Here is a 19,673-nt window from a genome sequence, read left to right on the forward strand (position 1 = left end):
ATAAAAAAGGCGCAGAATTCTGCGCCTTTTCAGTAAGTTATTTTCTTAGCTCAGACGGCCGTGGCACTGTTTGTATTTTTTGCCGGAGCCGCAAGGACACGGATCGTTACGACCCACTTTACGATCGCCGGTTTGTGCTGCCAGCTCTTCTGCTGCGGCAGAATCGTCGCCTTTATGACTCAACTGCTGCATCTGCGCTAAGCGCTCAGCTTCTTCACGACGCTGCTGCTCCATGGCTTCGACTTCTTCAGGCATACGCACCTGAACTTTGCTCAGGGTGCTGATCACTTCGTATTTCAGTGATTCCAGCATTGACGCAAACATAGAGAAGGATTCACGCTTGTATTCCTGCTTCGGATCTTTTTGCGCATAACCACGCAGGTGGATACCCTGACGCAGATAGTCCATCGCAGCAAGGTGCTCTTTCCACAGAGAGTCGAGAGTTTGCAGCATCACGCCTTTTTCGAAGTGACGCATCATCTCCGCGCCCACAACTTCTTCTTTACGCTGATAAACTTCGATGGCGTTTGCCAAGATACGTTCACGCAGCGTTTCTTCGTGCAGCTCAGGCTCTTTATCCAGCCACTCTGAAATCGGCATCTCAAGATCGAAGTCGTTTTTCAGACGTTCCTGCAGACCCGGGATATCCCACATTTCTTCCAGAGACTGCGGCGGAATATAGGCATCAATAGTTGCTTTGAAGACATCTTCACGGATGCTGTTGATGGTTTCGCTAACGTCAGTTACGTCCAGCAGTTCGTTACGCTGGGTGTAGATAGCACGACGCTGATCGTTGGCAACGTCATCATATTCCAGCAGCTGCTTACGAATATCGAAGTTGCGGCTTTCCACTTTACGCTGCGCGTTAGCAATTGCTTTGGTCACCCATGGGTGTTCAATGGCTTCGCCAGGCTTCATACCCAGTTTACGCATCATGCCTGACACGCGGTCAGAGGCAAAAATACGCATCAGCGCATCTTCCATCGACAGATAGAAACGGGAAGAGCCCGCATCACCCTGACGACCCGAACGACCACGCAGCTGGTTATCGATACGGCGAGATTCGTGACGCTCGGTACCGATAATATGCAAGCCACCGGCAGCTAATACCGCGTCATGGCGAACCTGCCAATCGGCTTTAATCTGCGCGATTTGATCAGGAGTTGGGTTTTCCAGCTCGGCAACTTCCGCCTGCCAGCTACCGCCCAGTACGATATCGGTACCACGACCGGCCATGTTCGTCGCGATAGTCACGGCTGACGGGTAACCCGCCTGGGCGACGATTGCAGCTTCGTTGGCGTGGAACTTGGCGTTCAGAACATTGTGTTTGATACCCGCTTTGCTCAGCTCGTTAGACACTACTTCCGATTTTTCAATGGAGATAGTACCTACCAGCACCGGCTGGCCATTTGCAGTACGTTCTTTAATATCTTCAATGATCGCCTGAATTTTTTCCGCTTCGGTCATGTACACCAGATCCGGTAAATCCTTACGGATCATCGGACGGTTGGTCGGCACAACCACGGTATCCAGTTTGTAGATGGAGCTAAATTCAAACGCTTCAGTGTCGGCTGTACCGGTCATACCGGCCAGTTTTTCGTACAAACGGAAGTAGTTCTGGAAGGTAATAGATGCCAGCGTCTGGTTCTCGTTCTGGATCTCTACGCCTTCTTTAGCTTCAACAGCCTGGTGCAGACCATCGGACCAGCGACGCCCCTGCATGGTACGACCGGTGTGTTCATCGACGATGATAACTTCGCCGTCTTTCACGATGTAGTCTACGTCGCGGGTAAACAGCACGTGCGCACGCAGTGCGGCAGTCACGTGGTGCATCAGCATAATGTTGCCTGGAGAGTACAGTGACTCGCCCTCGTCCATAATGCCTTCGTTAACCAGCAGCTCTTCAATCAGTACCAGACCACGTTCGGTCAGGTTAACCTGGCGCGCTTTCTCATCAACAGAGAAGTGGCCTTCGCCCTGGAACGTGTCGGAATCTTCCTTCTCCTGACGGATCAGGTGCGGGATGATTTTATTCACTTTTTTGTACATTTCCGAGCTGTCTTCAGCCGGGCCGGAAATGATCAGCGGCGTACGCGCTTCATCGATCAGGATGGAGTCGACTTCATCGACCAGCGCATAGTGCAGTTTACGTTGAACACGCTCTTCCGGACTAAACGCCATGTTGTCACGCAGGTAGTCAAAGCCGTATTCGTTGTTGGTACCGTAAGTAATATCGGCGTTGTAGGCTTCACGCTTGGCTGGCGCAGGCAGGCCAGACATGTTGATACCAACGGTCATGCCGAGGAATTCAAACAGCGGGCGGTTATTTTCGGCATCACGCTGAGCCAGATAGTCGTTCACGGTAACCACGTGTACGCCCTTCCCGCTTAATGCGTTCAGGTAGGCTGGCAGCGTCGCGGTAAGAGTTTTACCTTCACCAGTACGCATTTCCGCGATGCAGCGATCGTTAAGCACCATACCGCCCAGCAGCTGAACGTCGAAGTGACGCATACCGAACACACGCTTACTCGCTTCACGCACTACTGCGAACGCTTCCGGGATCAGGCTCTCAACGCTGGCACCTTTTTCCAGACGGGCGCGGAATTCAGCGGTCTTCGCTTTCAGTTCATCATCGGAGAGTTTTTCCATCTCCGGTTCCATCGCGTTGATGACATTGACCACTTTACGCATACGACGCAGCGTACGCTCGTTACGGCTACCGAATACTTTCGTTAATAATTTGATTAGCATAATAAAATCTCAAACGCCCCGCGGTGCGGAGTCAAAAATTATAAGTTGGAAGGTTCTTTTTTAGCTGAGGCGTTGAGGACCAGCGCGGATACCCTGCAGCTGGCTGATCCAGACCGGAACGCTAAACGCGGCCTGAGAGGTAAAGTGTGCGTATGTCACGCGACTTACTGTCGCGGGCGGAGTGCCTTCCTGCGTCAGCATCGCGCTGAGCGTATTCAGTAACGCAAGATGGTGCGCCTGGATTGGCAATGGCTCTTCGGCAACGGGCAACGCCTGAGGTGCCATGGCAAAAGAAAGATGGCGGATAACCGTACGAATGGCATGTTGATGCCAGTAATCGACGGTAAAATTTGGGCGGCGATTAGTCGCTTCCAGCAAAGCAAGCTGGCTAAAGTTAACTTTAGCACCTTGATCGTGATTGCTGGCGGTCGCCTTCGCGGGGGTATTAGGTTCAGCAGCATTACCGAGCGCGGGCAGGCCAAAACTAGCCGCGACCATCCCCAACAGGAGATGCGGCCAGAAGTACCGTCTGCCTAACTGTCGCCAGCGCGTCAGTATTCCACTCACGTTATTGCCACCTGATATACCCTGCGTTTGGGGTTACAAATGCAAAACCATTTTTTGCGCACAAATCTTACCATTAATGCGTTCGCACCACAGCAGTAATGACAGCAAGTCGCGGGTAAATATGCTTAAGAAAGCAGCGATCGAACGGTATTTTAATCTACCTGTGGGGAAAAAGTCGCTTCAGATAAGATGGTTTGCACTCGGAAGATAAAAAAACGACTGGCTCACCTGGCCGGAGAGAGTGCCAGATTTACCAGTCGAATTTATGCGACAGCGTATGTCGTTATGCCAGTACGGTCGATGGTGCTTTGAACGCCAACGGCAGTTCTGCATCGTCCTGGAAGGTCACATATTCCCAGGCTTCCTGTTTTGCCAGGACCGCCTGCAACAGTTTGTTATTCAATGCATGACCAGATTTATACGCGGTAAATGCACCAATAATGTTGTGACCACACATGAACAAGTCACCGATCGCGTCGAGCATTTTGTGACGAACGAATTCATCTTCAAAACGCAGGCCGTCTTCGTTCAATACGCGATAATCGTCAACAACGATGGCACAATCGAAGCTGCCGCCCAGGCACAGGCCGCGGGACTGCAGATATTCGATATCACGCATGAAGCCGAAAGTACGCGCACGGCTGATCTGACGCATGAACGCATCCGCAGAGAAGTTCATCGCGTAGCGCTGCGTGCTGGAGTCGATCGCCGGATGGTTAAAGTCGATGGTGAAATCCAACGTAAAACCATTATACGGCTTAAACTCAGCCCACTTATCGCCATCTTCGACACGAACGGTCTCTTTGATGCGAACAAATTTTTTGGCGCTGCTCAGTTCTTCAATACCTGCATCAAGCAGCAGATAAACGAACGGAGCGGCACTGCCATCCATGATCGGGATTTCCGGTGCGTTAACTTCAATAACGATGTTATCGATACCTAAACCCGCCAGAGCAGCATTAAGGTGCTCTACGGTTGAAATCCGTACATCATGCTCATTGACCAGACACGTACAGAGCATGGTATCACGCACAGATTTGGCATCGGCCGGGAAATCTACCGGAGGATTCAAGTCGGTGCGACGATAGATGACCCCGGTGTTGGCCGGCGCAGGGCGTAATGTCAGGGTGACTTTTTTGCCGGTATGCAAACCGACGCCAGTCGCCTGAACGATACGTTTAAGAGTCCTTTGTTTGATCATCGTATAATCTCGCCAAATTACCTATCCAACCGAAGTGTACTATACATTCGGTGGGCCAGTTTAGCACAAAGAGCCACAATTCCCAAATTCCAGCTAATTCTTAATCAGCTTGCTTACGCAGGAATGCTGGGATATCCAGATAATCCGGCTCTTTGGTGGTTTGCGGCGTATTGTCATTAACCACTTTCGCTACCGGTTTCTGCTCTTGCGTCAACGGCGCCATGCCGTGCTGCTGGTAACGATCCATTACCGGCTGCTGTACCTGCTTGTTGGTCACCAGAGTGATTTCAGGACGTTTGTCCATACCAATTCCAGTTGCAACAACGGTCACGCGCAGTTCGTCGTTCATATCCGGGTCCAGGGAGGTACCGATAACCACGGTCGCATTATCCGATGCAAAGGCACGAATCGTGTTACCGACGGTTTCGAACTCATCCAGACGCAGGTCGAAGCCCGCAGTAATGTTGACCAGCACGCCGCGCGCACCAGACAGATCGATGTCTTCCAGCAGCGGAGAAGAGATAGCCATTTCAGCCGCTTCTTCTGCACGGTCTTCACCGCTTGCCACGCCTGAACCCATCATCGCGTAGCCCATTTCGGACATCACGGTGCGCACGTCTGCAAAGTCGACGTTCATCAGGCCCGGACGAGTAATCAGTTCAGCGATACCCTGTACTGCGCCTTTCAGCACGTCGTTCGCTGCGCCAAACGCATCCAGCAGGGAGATACCGCGACCCAGCACTTTCAGCAGTTTGTCATTCGGAATAGTGATCAGAGAGTCCACATGTTTGGACAGCTCGGTGATACCCTGCTCCGCGAATGCCATACGCTTCTTACCTTCAAAGTTGAAAGGCTTAGTCACGACAGCAACGGTCAGAATACCTAAATCTTTTGCTACTTCAGCAACCACTGGCGCTGCACCGGTACCGGTACCGCCGCCCATGCCAGCTGCGATAAACACCATGTCTGCGCCGTCAAGCGCTGCACGCAGAGCTTCACGATCTTCGTCTGCTGCATTACGGCCTACTTCCGGGTTTGCACCCGCGCCCAGACCTTTGGTGATGCCGCTACCAATCTGAATGGTCTGTCCAACCGCCGTTTTACGCAACGCCTGAGCGTCGGTATTCACCGCGAAGAATTCAACACCTTCGATGCGCTCGCGCACCATGTGTTCAACGGCATTACCGCCGCCGCCGCCGACGCCGATGACTTTAATCACCGCGTCATTGGTAAGTTCCATAGGTTCAAACATAGTTTCTCTCTCCGTTGTGCCTGTCGCCTGAGACCGTTAATGTGCGTTGGTCTCTTTAAAAATTAAAACTCTTTTCGCAGCCAGCTATTGAGTCGTTTGATCCACGAGCCAACTGATGCCGTAACGCGTTTTTCAACTTCAGCCTCACCACTCAAATGGGATTCTTTCCCGTAGTGAAGCAGCCCCACTGCCGTTGAATAATACGGCTCCTGGGCATAATCCGTCAGACCAGTGATATTCAGCGGTGCGCCAATACGTACTTGCGTATGGAACACGCGCTGTGCGCAGGCCGCAAGACCTTCAATTTGCGCAGCGCCACCGGTTAACACAATCCCCGCCGCCAGATGATGTTTCACACCCTGCTGGCGAAGCTGTTCTTGTAATTGCAAAATTTCTTCGTTGACCAGGTTGAGCAGCTCGGTATAACGCGGCTCAATGACCTCTGCCAGGGTCTGACGTTGCAGGCTACGCGGTGGACGACCACCTACGCTTGGCACTTCAACGCTTTCGTCTTTACCCACGATGGAGCCCAGCGCGCAACCATGACGCACTTTGATGGCTTCAGCATCGCTCGGCGGCGTACCAAAGGCATACGCGATATCGCTGGTCACTACATTCCCTGCATAAGGGATAACTTTAGTGTGGCGCAACGCCCCGCCAGTATAAACGGCGATGTCCATTGTACCACCACCAATATCCACCACGCAGACACCCAGCTCACGTTCATCTTCCGTCAACACGGAATAACTGGCTGCCAACCCGGCAAAAATCAGTTGGTCAACTTTCAGACCACAACGTTCAACGGCTTTGACAATGTTCTTCGCCATGTCGTTGTGGCAGGTAATAAGATGGACTTTTGCCTGCATACGCACGCCGGAAAGACCGACCGGATTTTTAATGCCTTCCTGGTAGTCGATGGCGTATTCCTGCGGAATAACGTGCAGAACACGATGTTCATCGCGAACGCGTACGGATTTTGCCGTATGTACTACGTTTTCCACATCTTCCTGCGTCACTTCCTCTTCGGAAATGGGCACCATACCAATTTCATTTTGACAGCTAATATGTTTACCGGAAAGTGCCAGATACACCGAGGAAATCTGGCAATCTGCCATCAGTTCAGCCTGGTCAATGGCGCGCTGTACGCACTTCACCACTGACTCAAGGTCATTCACCCCGCCTTTATCCATACCTCGCGATGGGCAACTGCCCACGCCAATGATATTGACCATACCGTCGGGCAGAACTTCCCCTACTAAAGCGGCTACCTTCGCGGTGCCAATCTCCAGTCCAACTACCAGTTTTCTGTCCGTCGCCTTGATCATTGTTGTTCTGCCTGTGCCTGATTCTGTTGCTGATTAGATTCCTCAGGAGGCAAGGGAACCCAGCCTACTGCCGCTCCTGAGTCATAACGCAAATCAACGTAGCTAATCCGTTTGCCATCGGTTTGCGCCTGCTGCTGTAAAACCGGGTAGAGTTCCACAAAGCGAGCCAAACGTTTTATCGTATCGCCCCTGCCCAGATTCAGCTTAATATCGTTATTCAGCGTCAACTGCCAGGAACGACGAGCGGTCATCGCCGCTTCCTTCAGGGTGAATCTATCCTTAGCCAGCACCTGCCCCATATCGCGGAACCCTTGCAACACTTCACTTGCGCTGCCTTCCGGTCCATACAACATGGGTAATACCTGCTTATTGGCCCGACCGGTTGGAACACTGAACGTATTTCCTTCAGCATCCACCATATGTTGGTCATTCCAACGCGCAATGGGCACATATTCAACCAGATGAATCTTCAATTCATCGGGCCATTGCTTTCTGACGCTCGCCTGTTTAATCCAGGGGAGGCGTTCAATTTGACTCTGGATGATGTTCACATCCTGAGTCATAAAGGTTCCCGGAGCGCCCAGTGCCAAAATGGACTGACGAATATCGTCATTGCGCGTGTAATGCCGTTCGCCGGTTAACACCAGTTTCGATAAAGGCAAACGTTGCGCATCTTCCATCCATCCCAACACTACCCAGCCGCTGACAAACACGGTGCACAGCACTGTCAGCAGGAACAATATTCCTGCAAGACGCGTTCCATTATTGCGGCGTGAGGAGTTTACTTCTTCTTCATCACCGTTTCGCGTGTTCAGCGCAGCCTGCGACATATCAGTCCGCCAACTCCAGAATTCTTACCACCAACTGCGAGAAGCTCAGGCCCGCCTGACGCGCCGCCATCGGCACCAGACTGTGGCTGGTCATACCCGGAGAGGTATTCGCTTCCAGCAGATAAAACTGGCCATCGCTGTCCAGCATGACGTCAATGCGACCCCAACCTTTACAGCCCAATGTGGTCCACGCTTTCAGAACTAATTCCTGTAAACGGGCCTCTTGTTCGACTTCCAGACCGGCAGGGCAGAAATATTGTGTCTCATCAGAGAGATACTTCGCCTCATAATCATAGAAGGTTCCCGCGGGTTGGATACGTATTGACGGTAAAATTTCTTCACCAAGTATCGCAACTGTAAATTCCGGGCCACTGAGCCATTTTTCGATCAGTACTTCTTCATCATGCTGAAAAGCCAATGCTAATGCACCATGCAAAGCATTTTCTTCTTCAACTTTTGACATCCCTACGCTTGAGCCTTCACGGCTGGGCTTCACAATCAGCGGCAAACCTAGCGCAGAAATCTCCGTAACCACCTCATCATTAAGGCCTTTTTCGAACTCAGCGCGGGTCAATGCGACCCAAGGCGCGACCGGTAAACCAGCCCCCTGCCACAACAGTTTGCTGCGCAGTTTGTCCATCGAAATCGCAGAAGCCATGACGCCACTACCGGTGTACGGCAGACCAATCAGCTCCAGCATGCCCTGCAACGTGCCATCTTCACCACCACGACCGTGCAGCGCAATAAACACCTTTTGAAAACCCATCGATTTCAAAAGCGTGACATCGACCTCTTTTGGGTCAATTGGATGAGCATCCACACCACCTTCGCGTAACCCTGCCAGTACGGCCGCGCCGGAATTCAGCGAAACGTCACGCTCTGCGGAGGTTCCCCCTAACAGGACCGCGATTTTATCAGCCATGTTGTTCTTCCTCCGGGTTTTGCGGCTTCAGTTTGATTTCAGCTAAGGAACGCGCGATTTTGCCGATATTTCCAGCGCCCTGCACCAAAATCAGATCGTTGCCGGTTAATACCGGCGCCAGCATGTCTGCCACCTGAGCCGGATCGGATACCAGAATCGGGTCGATCTTACCGCGACCACGGATCGTACGGCACAGCGAGCGACTGTCGGCTCCTGGAATCGCGGCTTCACCCGCGGCGTACACATCCAGCATCAACAGTGCATCGACCTGAGTCAGCACGTTGGCAAAGTCGTCATACAGATCGCGAGTACGCGTAAAGCGGTGCGGCTGGAACAGCATCACCAAATTTTTGTCCGGCCAGCCCGCGCGTGCAGCTTTAATCGTGGCATCCACTTCCGTAGGGTGATGACCATAATCATCCACCAGCATCGCCGTCCCGGCTTTACCGTTTACCGGCTCAAGTGGGAATTCGCCGAGGAAGTCAAAACGTCGTCCGGTGCCCTGGAAACTTTCCAGCGCGCGCAGAATTGCGTCGTCTTCAATGCCTTCTTCTGTTGCAACTGCTACCGCCGCCGCCGCGTTCAGCGCATTGTGACGGCCCGGTGCGTTCAACGTCACGCGTAAATCGGCCATCCCCTGACGCAGCAGCGTGAAGTGTCCTTGTGGACCAATCTGCTGGTAATCTTCGACGCGCACATCAGCATCATCGCTGAAACCATAGGTTGTGGTTTGACGACCAACTCGCGGCAACAACTCGCGGATCACTGGGTCGTCAACGCACATCACCGCACGACCATAAAACGGCAAGTTATGCAGGAAATTAATAAACGTCTGCTTTAAATTTTCGAAGTCGCCATGGTAGGTATCCATATGATCGGCTTCGATATTGGTAACAATCGCTACCATCGGCTGCAAATGCAGGAACGACGCATCGCTCTCATCCGCCTCCGCAATTAAATAACGGCTATGACCCAGACGCGCATGGACGCCTGCGGCCTTCACCAGACCGCCGTTGACAAACGTCGGATCCAGCCCCGCTTCCGCGTAGATACTGGAGACCATCGCTGTGGTCGTGGTTTTACCGTGCGTCCCGGCAATGGCGATACCGTGACGAAAACGCATTAACTCCGCCAGCATTTCAGCACGACGGATCACCGGAATGCGCGCTTCATGCGCCGCAACAATTTCCGGGTTATCCGCAGAAATGGCGCTGGATACCACCACCACGCTCGCATCGCGCACGTTTTCCGGGCGATGGTTGAAGAAAATCGTGGCGCCCAGATTCGTCAACTGCTGCGTCACCGGGTTCGGCGCTAAGTCAGAACCGCTGATCTGATAACCTTCGTTGGCCAAAACTTCGGCAATACCGCCCATACCAGCACCACCGATGCCGACAAAGTGAATGTGCCGAACGCGACGCATTTCGGGCACGATGGAACGCAGTTTTGCCAGTTGTTGTGTATTCATTCTTTAGCCATTAACTTCTTAGTTCATGCGATGCAAAAGGCATCACCACAATTACGCCCGGGCAGCCCGGCTCACTTCATTAGCAACGCGCTCTGTAGCATCCGGAATGGAAGCGGCGCGCGCACGTTCTGCCATGGTTAATAAGGTTTCTCGCGACCACCCGGAAAGGGTGTTAGCGACGGCATCCACAGTAAACTGCGGCTGCTCAAGAATTTTGGCGGCGCCCGCTTTCTCCAGCGGCAGCGCATTCCAGTACTGCTGTCGGTCTTTATGCTGAAAAGGCACAAACAGCGCAGGCAAACCTGCGGCGGCAATTTCGCTTACCGTCAGCGCGCCGGAGCGACAAACTACGACATCCGCCCACGCGTAGGCTGCTGCCATATCATCAATAAACTCAGTGACCTTGTGCTGCGGTTGTCCCGCGTCGGCATACGCCTGTTCAACGGTTTGCTGCGCGCCTTTGCCACTCTGGTGCCAGATAGTCACCGCGTCACCAAGCTTTGCGGCAACCTGCGGCATCGTCTGGTTCAATACGCGTGCGCCCTGAGACCCCCCGACGACCAGCACGCGAACCGGGCCTTCACGTCCAGCCAGACGCGCTGCGGGTAACGGCAGCGCCAGCACGTCCGTGCGTACCGGGTTCCCGACCACTTCAGCATTCGGGAAAGCGCCTGGGAAAGCCTGCATAACCTTCGTTGCAATCTTCGCCAGCCACTTGTTGGTTAATCCCGCAATGCCGTTTTGCTCATGCAGGACAACCGGAATGCCTAATGACCAGGCAGCCAGACCGCCTGGGCCGGACACGTAGCCGCCCATCCCCAGCACCACATCAGGCTTAAACTGCTTCATGATGGCGCGCGCCTGACGCCAGGCATTAAAAATACGCACGGGGGCGGCAAGCAGCGCGTTGACACCTTTGCCACGCAAACCGGAGATGCGAATAAAGTCAATTTCAATGCCATGCTTCGGCACTAAGTCCGCTTCCATACGATCGGCGGTGCCCAGCCAACGAACCTGCCAGCCCTGGGCCATTAAATGGTGCGCGACCGCCAGCCCCGGGAACACATGCCCGCCGGTACCGCCTGCCATCACCATTAACCGCTTCGGTTGACCACTCATCGTGCACCTCGTGTAAACGCCTGGGCTTTTTCCAGACGCGTTTCATAATCAATACGTAACAAAAACATGATGGCCGTCGACATAATCAACAAACTGGAACCACCATAACTGATCAGCGGTAACGTCAGACCTTTTGTTGGCAGCATACCTGCTGCCGCGCCGACGTTTACCAGGGCCTGGAAGCTAAACCAAATCCCGATGGAGCAGGCTAGAAAGCCTGAAAAACGGTGGTCAATTTCCAGAGCTTTGCGACCGATCGACATCGCGCGAAAAGCGACGAAGAATACCATTAAAAGCGCCAATACCACACCGATATAACCCAGCTCTTCCCCAATGATGGCGAAGATGAAGTCGGTGTGCGCTTCCGGTAAATACTCCAGTTTTTGCACTGAATTACCTAACCCCTGACCCCAAACCTCACCGCGACCAAAAGCCATCAGCGATTGCGTTAACTGATAGCCGCTGCCAAACGGATCTTCCCATGGGTTCCAGAAAGAGGTTACGCGGCGAATACGATACGGTTCGGCAAGGATCAGCAGCACCACCGCCGAAATCCCCATGCCGATAATGGCAATGAACTGCCACAGTTTCGCACCAGCGAGAAACAGCATCGCCAGCGTCGTGACAAACAGCACCACCACCGTACCAAGGTCAGGCTGCGCCAGCAGTAAGACTGCCAGCACCAGAATCACGCCCATCGGTTTTAAGAAGCCGCGCAGGTTGTTACGCACTTCATCGACTTTACGCACCAGGTAGTTAGCGAGATAACAGAACAGCGACAGCTTGGTAAATTCCGCAGGCTGAATACGCAGTGGACCCAGCGCGATCCAGCGCGATGCCCCGTTAACGGAGCTTCCCACTACCAGCACGATCAACAACATGATGATCGAGGCGATCAGCATCGTCGTGCTGTACTTTTGCCAGAACTCCATCGGCAGACGCAGCGTCACCATCGCCAGACAGAACGCGAGGAAGATATACAGCGCGTCACGCTTAGCAAACAGGAAAGGATCGCCTGCCAGGCGTTGCCCTACGGGCATCGATGCCGATGTCACCATCACAAAACCGATCGCTGCCAGACCAAAAGTCAGCCACAGCAGCATGCGGTCATACATGATCAGGCTGTCCGCGTCTTTATCACGCGAAGCCATCACCCAGCCTTTAAGTGCCGCGAAGATCCACGCCAGGACACCCAGTCCCGATACGCGCGGCATTTTCAGACGAGGGAGAGAGAATCGCATCAACCCAACTCCTTCGCTAAACGGGTAAAGACATCACCGCGTTGCTCAAAGTTCTTGAACTGGTCAAGGCTGGCGCAGGCTGGCGACAGCAGCACCATATCGCCCGACTTCACACGCGGTGCGAGCAGACGCATTGCCTGCTCCATGGTTTCAGTGTGTTCCGCAACCTCAGGACGCAGAGCGGCAAGCTGCGCGCCATCGCGACCAAAGCAGTACAGACGAATGTTGTCGCCAGTCAGGTAGCGTTGCAGCGGCATAAAGTCGGCGGATTTCCCATCACCGCCCAGCAGCAGGTGCAACGTACCGTCAACGTGCAGACCATTCAGCGCCGCTTCGGTGCTGCCAACGTTGGTGGCTTTTGAATCGTTGATCCAACGCACACCGTTATGATTCAGTACCAACTGGAAACGATGCGCCAGACCGGTAAAGGTAGTCAGCGCTTTCAGGCTGGATGCCCGCGGCAGACCCGCAGCATCCGCCAGCGCCAGCGCCGCCAGGGCGTTGGTATAGTTATGCTGGCCGGTAAGCGTCATCTCTTTCACGTTCAGGACTTTTTCACCCTTCACCCGCAGCCAGGTTTCACCCTGCTGACGATTGAGATGATAGTCACCCATGTTGATGCCAAAGCTCACGCAGCGCTCATCCGCCCCGCGAATCGGCATGGTCAGCGCATCATCGGCATTAACCACACACACTTTCGCATTCTCATAGACGCGCAGTTTGGCCGCACGGTACTGCTGCAAGCCAAACGGATACCTGTCCATATGATCTTCAGTGACGTTCAAAATGGTGGCGGCTACGGCCTGTAAGCTGGAGGTTGTCTCCAGCTGGAAGCTCGACAGCTCCAGTACATACAGCTCACGTTCGTCATCCAGCAGCATCAGCGCGGGTAGGCCGATATTTCCGCCAACACCCACGTTCACACCAGCCGCTTTCGCCATTTCTCCCACCAACGTGGTGACGGTGCTTTTCCCGTTGGAACCGGTGATCGCGACGATCGGCGCCTGCGCTTCACGACAGAACAGCTCGATGTCACCGACAATTTCGATCCCTGCATCAGCAGCGGCGCTCAGAGAAGGATGCGCCAGGGCAATACCAGGGCTGGCGACGATGAGATCGGCGGCCAGCAGCCAATCATCATTCAGGCTGCCAACATGACGCTCAACCGCTTCCGGCAATTTATCCAGGCCAGGTGGCGTCGCGCGGGTATCCATCACACGCGGCGTCACGCCACGCGCCAGAAAGAAATCCACGCAGGACAGCCCGGTCAATCCCAGACCGATAATGACGACTTTTTTACCCTGGTAATCAGCCATGATTAACGTACCTTCAGCGTTGCCAGGCCAATCAGCACCAGCATCAGCGAAATAATCCAGAAGCGCACAATTACGCGCGGTTCCGGCCAGCCTTTCAGTTCATAGTGATGGTGAATCGGCGCCATACGGAAGATACGCTGTCCGCGCAGCTTAAAGGAGCCAACCTGCAGAATGACCGACAGCGTTTCCACAACAAATACGCCGCCCATAATTACCAGCAGGAATTCCTGACGCAGCAGCACGGCAATAATGCCCAGCGCGCCGCCCAGCGCCAGAGAACCGACGTCGCCCATAAAGACCTGCGCCGGATAGGTGTTAAACCACAGGAAGCCTAACCCCGCACCGACAATCGCCGTACAGACGATCACCAGTTCGCCGGCATGGCGTAAATACGGAATGTGCAGATAGTTGGCAAAGTTCATGTTACCTGTCGCCCATGCCACCAGCGCAAAACCCGCGGCCACGAACACGGTCGGCATAATCGCCAGACCATCCAGGCCATCGGTGAGGTTTACCGCGTTGCCAGTGCCCACAATCACGAAGTACGCCAGCAGCACGTAGAACAGCCCCAATTGCGGCATGACATCTTTAAAGAACGGCACCACCAGCTCGGTAGCCGGGGTATCTTTACCGGCGAGGTACAGCGCAAAGGCTACACCCAGCGCAATCACCGACATCCAGAAGTACTTCCAGCGGGCAATCAGCCCCTTGGTATCTTTGCGCACCACTTTGCGGTAGTCATCGACAAAACCGATAATGCCGTAGCCAATCAATACCACCAGCACGCACCATACATACGGGTTCGACGGATATGCCCACAACAGAACGGAGATAACAATCGCGGTGAGGATCATGATCCCGCCCATGGTTGGCGTACCACGTTTACTAAAGTGCGATTCCGGACCGTCGTTACGTACAACCTGTCCAAAGGACATTTTTTGCAAGCGGGCAATCATGCGCGGGCCCATCCACAAAGAGATGAACAGCGCGGTCAGCAGGCTGACGATGGCGCGAAACGTCAGATAGGAAAAGACGTTAAAGCCGGAATAATATTTGACCAAATGTTCGGCCAGCCAAACTAACATGTCCCATTCTCCTGTAATGCGCGTACTACCTCTTCCATGGCGGCACTACGTGAACCCTTCACTAAAATCGTCATGACCTGATGTTCTGCAATCAATGCTTTAAGATGCGCGGCCAGCGCGCTTTTATCCGCAAAATGTTCGCCAACGCCGCTGGCGTCGCTAATTGCCTTACTCAGTTTTCCTGTACTCAGTACACGGTCGATACCTGCTGCTTTCGCAGCAACACCTACCTGTACATGGCATGCTTCACTTTCTGCGCCAAGCTCTGCCATATCGCCAACGACCAGTACGCGATAGCCCGGCATTTCAGACAGCACCTGCACCGCTGCGGTCATCGAACCGACGTTCGCGTTATAGGAGTCGTCCAGCAGCAACTGATTTTCTGCGAGTTGAATCGGGAACAGACGTCCCGGTACCGCTTGCAGATCCTTCAAACCCGCTTTGATCGCCTCGTGCGTCGCGCCTACCGCCATAGAAAGCGCCGCCGCCGCAAGGGCGTTAGCGATATTGTGGCGACCCGGCAACGGCAGCAGGACATCAATGCTTCCGGTCGGCGTTTGCAGAGAAAATTCTGTGCCATGCGAGGTCACATGAACGTTGGTAGCAGAAAAGTCGCTGTTGGCCGCATTCGGGGAGAAGCGCCAGACTTTGCGTTCGCCGATGATGCTTTGCCAGTTCAACCAGTCGTTGTTGTCGGCATTCATAATGGCGATACCATTCTCAGACAGGCCGGTAAAAATCTCACCTTTTGCCTTCGCAACGCCCGCCAGAGAACCGAAACCTTCCAGGTGCGCGGCGGCCAGATTGTTCACCAGCGCCGCTTCCGGACGCGTCAGGCCGACGGTCCAGGCGATTTCGCCCTGATGGTTGGCGCCGAGCTCAATCACGGCATAGTCGTAATCGTTAGTTAAGCGCAGCAGCGTCATCGGTACGCCGATGTCGTTATTCAGATTGCCCGCGGTATATAGGGTGTTACCACACTGGCTCAGAATGGCAGCCGTCATCTCTTTGACGGACGTTTTACCGGATGAGCCGGTCAGCGCGACAACGCGCGCCGGAACCTGAGCGCGAACCCACGCCGCCAGTTCACCAAACGCCAGACGCGTATCTTTAACAATCAGTTGCGGCAGGTTGGTGTCCAACGGGCGGCTGACCAGCAGCGCACCCGCCCCGCTCTCTTGCGCTTTGTCTGCAAAATCATGGGCATCAAAGCGTTCGCCTTTCAGCGCCACAAACAGGCAGCCCGGCGTCACTTTACGCGTATCGGTTGTTACGGCATCAAGGGTCAGATCGGCCCCTTTCAGTTCGCCACGGAGGATCTCCGCCAGTTGGCTGAGCGTTACGCTAATCATGCGATAACCCCCAGCAGACGCGCTGCGGTCACGCGGTCAGAATAGTCGAGACGCTGCGAGCCGACGATCTGGTAATCTTCGTGACCTTTCCCGGCCACCAGCACCACGTCGTTTTCTTTCGCCTGCATAATGGCGTTTGTCACGGCTTCTGCGCGCCCTTCCATCACCTTCGCCTGTCCGGCATCCAGCATACCCGCCAGAATGTCGTTAATAATGGCGCGCGGCTCTTCGGTACGCGGGTTGTCATCAGTCACCACGACAACATCTGCAAACTGCTCGGCGATTGCGCCCATCAACGGACGTTTGCCTTTATCGCGATCGCCGCCGCAGCCAAAGACGCACCACAGTTTGCCAGTACAGTGCAGACGTGCCGCCTGCAGCGCTTTTTCCAGCGCATCTGGCGTATGAGCGTAATCAACCACCACGGTGGTTTTACCCGGCGCGCTGAACACTTCCATACGTCCGCAAACCGGCTGCAATTGTGTCGCCGTTTTCAGTAAATCAGCTAACGGATAGCCCAGTGCCAACAGCGTTGCCAACGCCAGCAAAAGATTGCTGACGTTAAACGCCCCCATCAGGCGGCTTTCAATTTCGCCGTCGCCCCATGAGGAGGTAAAACGAATCGTTGCCCCACTGTCGTGATACTTCACGTCAACCGCTTTTAACCAACGACCATGACAGTTCGGGTTGATGTGGTCTTCCATCGAAACGGCAACCGCATCCGGGAGTTTCGCCAGCCAGCGACGGCCGACCTCATCATCCGCATTGACGATGGCCTGGCCGCAATGGTGCGTGGAATACAGCAGCCATTTCGCGGCTTCGTAATGTTCCATGTCGCCGTGGTAGTCGAGATGGTCACGGCTTAAGTTAGTAAATACTGATGCGGCAAACTTCAGCGCCGCCACGCGATGCTGAACCAGGCCGTGTGAAGAGACTTCCATCGCGCCAACCGTTGCGCCCTGCGCAGCCAGCCCCGCCAGCACATGCTGGACATCAACGGCTGAACCGGTGGTATTTTCCGTCGGGATCACTTTGCCCAGCAGGCCATTGCCTACTGTTCCCATTACCGCGCTGGTTTCGCCAAGCAGTTGGCTCCACTGGGCCAGCAATTGGGCGGTGGTGGTTTTACCGTTAGTCCCGGTTACGCCGACCAGACGCATTTTCTCAGAAGGCTCGTGGTAAAAACGGCCCGCCAGTGCAGATAAACGTTCGTTAAGCTGACTGAGATAGATGACCGGAACGCCATGCATTTCACGGATTTCACCATCAGTAGCTTCATCTTTTGCTTCTGCAATAATGGCAGCCACACCTTGCGCTATCGCCTGCGGGATATACCGACGCCCGTCCGCCTGATGACCCAATACTGCGACAAAGAGATCGCCTGATGCAGCCACACGGCTGTCAAGCGTCATCTCCCGCAGTGCTCGCTCCGGTGCACCCGGCACCCATGGAGCAAGAAGGTCGCGCAAATTACGATCTGCCACCTGTTGCCTCGCCTTGATTATTCACAAATTCATTTTTATCGCCCGTTGTCAGCGCATCCGGCTCGATGTTCATGGTGCGCAGTACGCCGCCCATGATGGCACCAAAGACCGGCGCGGAAACGGCGCCACCGTAGTATTTACCCGCCTGCGGATCGTTGATAACAACAACCAGCGCGAAGCGCGGCTGACTCGCAGGCGCAACGCCTGCGGTATAAGCAATGTATTTGTTGATGTAGCGGCCATCCGGCCCTACTTTTTTCGCTGTACCGGTTTTAATAGCGATGCGATAGCCTTTAATCGCCGCCTTCACGCCGCCGCCGCCCGGCAGCGCCACGCTTTCCATCATATGCACGACGGTACGCACGGTATCTTCCGGGAAGATACGCTCACCCGGAACAGGAGGGTCAACTTTGGTAATCGACAGTGGACGATAAACGCCGTAGCTGCCGATCGTTGCATAGACTCGCGCTAACTGTAACGGCGTTACCATTAGCCCGTAGCCGAAAGAGAAGGTGGCCCTCTCTATGTCAGACCACCGTTGTTTTTGAGGATATAAGCCACTGCGTTCTCCGACCAACCCCAAATTGGTCGCTTTTCCCAGCCCAAAACGTGAGTAAGTATCTACTAACGCTGAGGACGGCATCGCTAACGCCAGCTTGGAAACACCGACGTTACTCGACTTCTGCAAAACCCCGGTGAGGGTTAATTCGCTATAACGCGCCACGTCTTTGATTTCGTGACCATTAATTCGGTAAGGGATAGTGTTGAGGACGGTATTTTCGCGTACCACGCCACGCTGCAGCGCGGTCATCACCACCATCGGTTTAACGGTAGAACCCGGTTCAAACACGTCGGTGATAGTACGGTTACGCATCGCGTCTTTTGGCGTACCGGTGAGATTGTTCGGGTTGTAGGACGGACTGTTGGCCATGGCCAGCACTTCACCGGTGTTTACATCCACCAGTACCGCACTGCCTGACTCCGCCTTGTTGAACGCCACGGCGTTATTCAGTTCACGGTAGACCAGTGCCTGTAAACGCTCATCAATGCTCAACGCGAGGTTATGCGCCGCCTGGCTGTCGGTAGAGGAGATATCTTCAATGACGCGGCCATAACGGTCTTTACGTACAATACGTTCGCCCGGTTGTCCGGTGAGCCACTTGTCGAAGCTCTTCTCTACGCCTTCAATCCCCTGGCTGTCGACGTTAGTAAAGCCGATGAGGTGAGCAGTCACTTCTCCGGAAGGATAGTAACGGCGGGATTCTTCGCGCAGGTGGATACCTGGCAGCTTCAGTTTCTTGATGTAGTCGGCCATGTCAGGGTTTACCTGACGCGCCAGATAGATGAAGCGCCCTTTCGGGTTGGCGTTAATGCGGGAAGCCAGCTGGTCGAGCGGGAGATTCAGCGCAGTCGACAGCGCTCTCCAGCGTTCACCAACGCTCACGCCGCCTGCATCATGTACTTCTTTCGGGTCGGCCCATATCGCTTTAACCGGAACGCTCACCGCCAGCGGGCGACCAGAGCGGTCGGTAATCATTCCGCGTGATGTAGACACTTCCTGGACGCGTAGAGAGCGCATATCACCCTGACGCACCAGCATGTCCGGCGCGATGATTTGCAGCCAGGCAACGCGCCCCAGCAGAAAACCCAGTGCCAGCAAAATACAGCCGCACAGTAACGCAAAACGCCAACTGATAAAGTTGGCTTGTTCTTCCTGGCGTTTTGGTTTGTGCGTTTTTGCCGCTGCTTTCATGCGTCGC

At 54.3% G+C, this 19,673-nt stretch carries 15 protein-coding genes; all 15 read right to left on the reverse strand.

All coding sequences use genetic code 11. The annotated features are described in order from the left end of the window. Window positions 1–45: 45 nt before the first annotated feature. Window positions 46–2,751, reverse strand: a complete 2,706-nt coding sequence (gene secA / locus GHC22_RS19235; RefSeq protein ID WP_153753732.1) for a preprotein translocase subunit SecA — start codon at window positions 2,749–2,751, stop codon at window positions 46–48. Between the two features lie 60 nt (window positions 2,752–2,811). Then, entirely contained in the window at window positions 2,812–3,318 is a 507-nt protein-coding gene (secM, locus tag GHC22_RS19240; protein WP_003829520.1) for a secA translation cis-regulator SecM, read from the reverse strand. 283 nt (window positions 3,319–3,601) lie between these two features. Continuing rightward, the gene (lpxC, locus tag GHC22_RS19245; RefSeq protein ID WP_006686706.1) at window positions 3,602–4,519 is read right to left on the reverse strand and encodes a UDP-3-O-acyl-N-acetylglucosamine deacetylase; all 918 of its coding nucleotides are present in this window, start codon (window positions 4,517–4,519) and stop codon (window positions 3,602–3,604) included. 100 nt (window positions 4,520–4,619) lie between these two features. After that, the gene (gene ftsZ, locus GHC22_RS19250) at window positions 4,620–5,771 is read right to left on the reverse strand and encodes a cell division protein FtsZ (RefSeq protein WP_003018753.1); all 1,152 of its coding nucleotides are present in this window, start codon (window positions 5,769–5,771) and stop codon (window positions 4,620–4,622) included. 62 nt (window positions 5,772–5,833) lie between these two features. Next, complete coding sequence (ftsA, locus tag GHC22_RS19255; RefSeq protein ID WP_003018755.1) at window positions 5,834–7,096, reverse strand: cell division protein FtsA; 1,263 nt, start codon at window positions 7,094–7,096, stop codon at window positions 5,834–5,836. Further along, on the reverse strand, window positions 7,093–7,926 hold the full coding sequence (gene ftsQ / locus GHC22_RS19260; RefSeq protein WP_003018758.1) for a cell division protein FtsQ: 834 nt from the start codon (window positions 7,924–7,926) through the stop codon (window positions 7,093–7,095). Before ftsQ ends, ftsA begins: the two co-directional genes overlap by 4 nt. Window position 7,927: 1 nt before the next feature. Next, window positions 7,928–8,848, reverse strand: a complete 921-nt coding sequence (locus GHC22_RS19265; protein ID WP_032942366.1) for a D-alanine--D-alanine ligase — start codon at window positions 8,846–8,848, stop codon at window positions 7,928–7,930. Beyond that, window positions 8,841–10,316: a UDP-N-acetylmuramate--L-alanine ligase gene (murC, locus tag GHC22_RS19270; RefSeq protein ID WP_003018763.1), complete on the reverse strand. Its 1,476-nt coding sequence runs from the start codon at window positions 10,314–10,316 to the stop codon at window positions 8,841–8,843. The genes GHC22_RS19265 and murC overlap by 8 nt, the downstream gene beginning before the upstream one ends. Window positions 10,317–10,367: 51 nt before the next feature. Continuing rightward, complete coding sequence (murG, locus tag GHC22_RS19275; protein WP_153753733.1) at window positions 10,368–11,435, reverse strand: undecaprenyldiphospho-muramoylpentapeptide beta-N-acetylglucosaminyltransferase; 1,068 nt, start codon at window positions 11,433–11,435, stop codon at window positions 10,368–10,370. Then, window positions 11,432–12,676 carry a cell division protein FtsW gene (gene ftsW / locus GHC22_RS19280; protein WP_153753734.1) on the reverse strand — a complete coding sequence of 415 codons (1,245 nt, stop codon included), beginning with the start codon at window positions 12,674–12,676 and terminating at the stop codon, window positions 11,432–11,434. The genes murG and ftsW overlap by 4 nt, the downstream gene beginning before the upstream one ends. Next, a complete protein-coding gene (gene murD / locus GHC22_RS19285) occupies window positions 12,676–13,992 on the reverse strand; it encodes a UDP-N-acetylmuramoyl-L-alanine--D-glutamate ligase (protein WP_032942364.1) in 1,317 nt (438 codons plus the stop codon). The genes ftsW and murD overlap by 1 nt, the downstream gene beginning before the upstream one ends. 2 nt (window positions 13,993–13,994) lie before the next feature. Next, entirely contained in the window at window positions 13,995–15,077 is a 1,083-nt protein-coding gene (gene mraY / locus GHC22_RS19290; protein ID WP_003018774.1) for a phospho-N-acetylmuramoyl-pentapeptide-transferase, read from the reverse strand. Continuing rightward, entirely contained in the window at window positions 15,071–16,429 is a 1,359-nt protein-coding gene (gene murF, locus GHC22_RS19295; RefSeq protein WP_079935000.1) for a UDP-N-acetylmuramoyl-tripeptide--D-alanyl-D-alanine ligase, read from the reverse strand. Before murF ends, mraY begins: the two co-directional genes overlap by 7 nt. After that, the gene (gene murE, locus GHC22_RS19300) at window positions 16,426–17,913 is read right to left on the reverse strand and encodes a UDP-N-acetylmuramoyl-L-alanyl-D-glutamate--2,6-diaminopimelate ligase (RefSeq protein ID WP_153753735.1); all 1,488 of its coding nucleotides are present in this window, start codon (window positions 17,911–17,913) and stop codon (window positions 16,426–16,428) included. The genes murF and murE overlap by 4 nt, the downstream gene beginning before the upstream one ends. Beyond that, the gene (ftsI, locus tag GHC22_RS19305) at window positions 17,900–19,666 is read right to left on the reverse strand and encodes a peptidoglycan glycosyltransferase FtsI (protein WP_003829538.1); all 1,767 of its coding nucleotides are present in this window, start codon (window positions 19,664–19,666) and stop codon (window positions 17,900–17,902) included. Before ftsI ends, murE begins: the two co-directional genes overlap by 14 nt. Window positions 19,667–19,673 lie beyond the last annotated feature (7 nt).

This window comes from Citrobacter sp. H12-3-2, from assembly GCF_009649895.1.
In the GTDB taxonomy this organism is placed as follows: domain Bacteria; phylum Pseudomonadota; class Gammaproteobacteria; order Enterobacterales; family Enterobacteriaceae; genus Citrobacter; species Citrobacter portucalensis.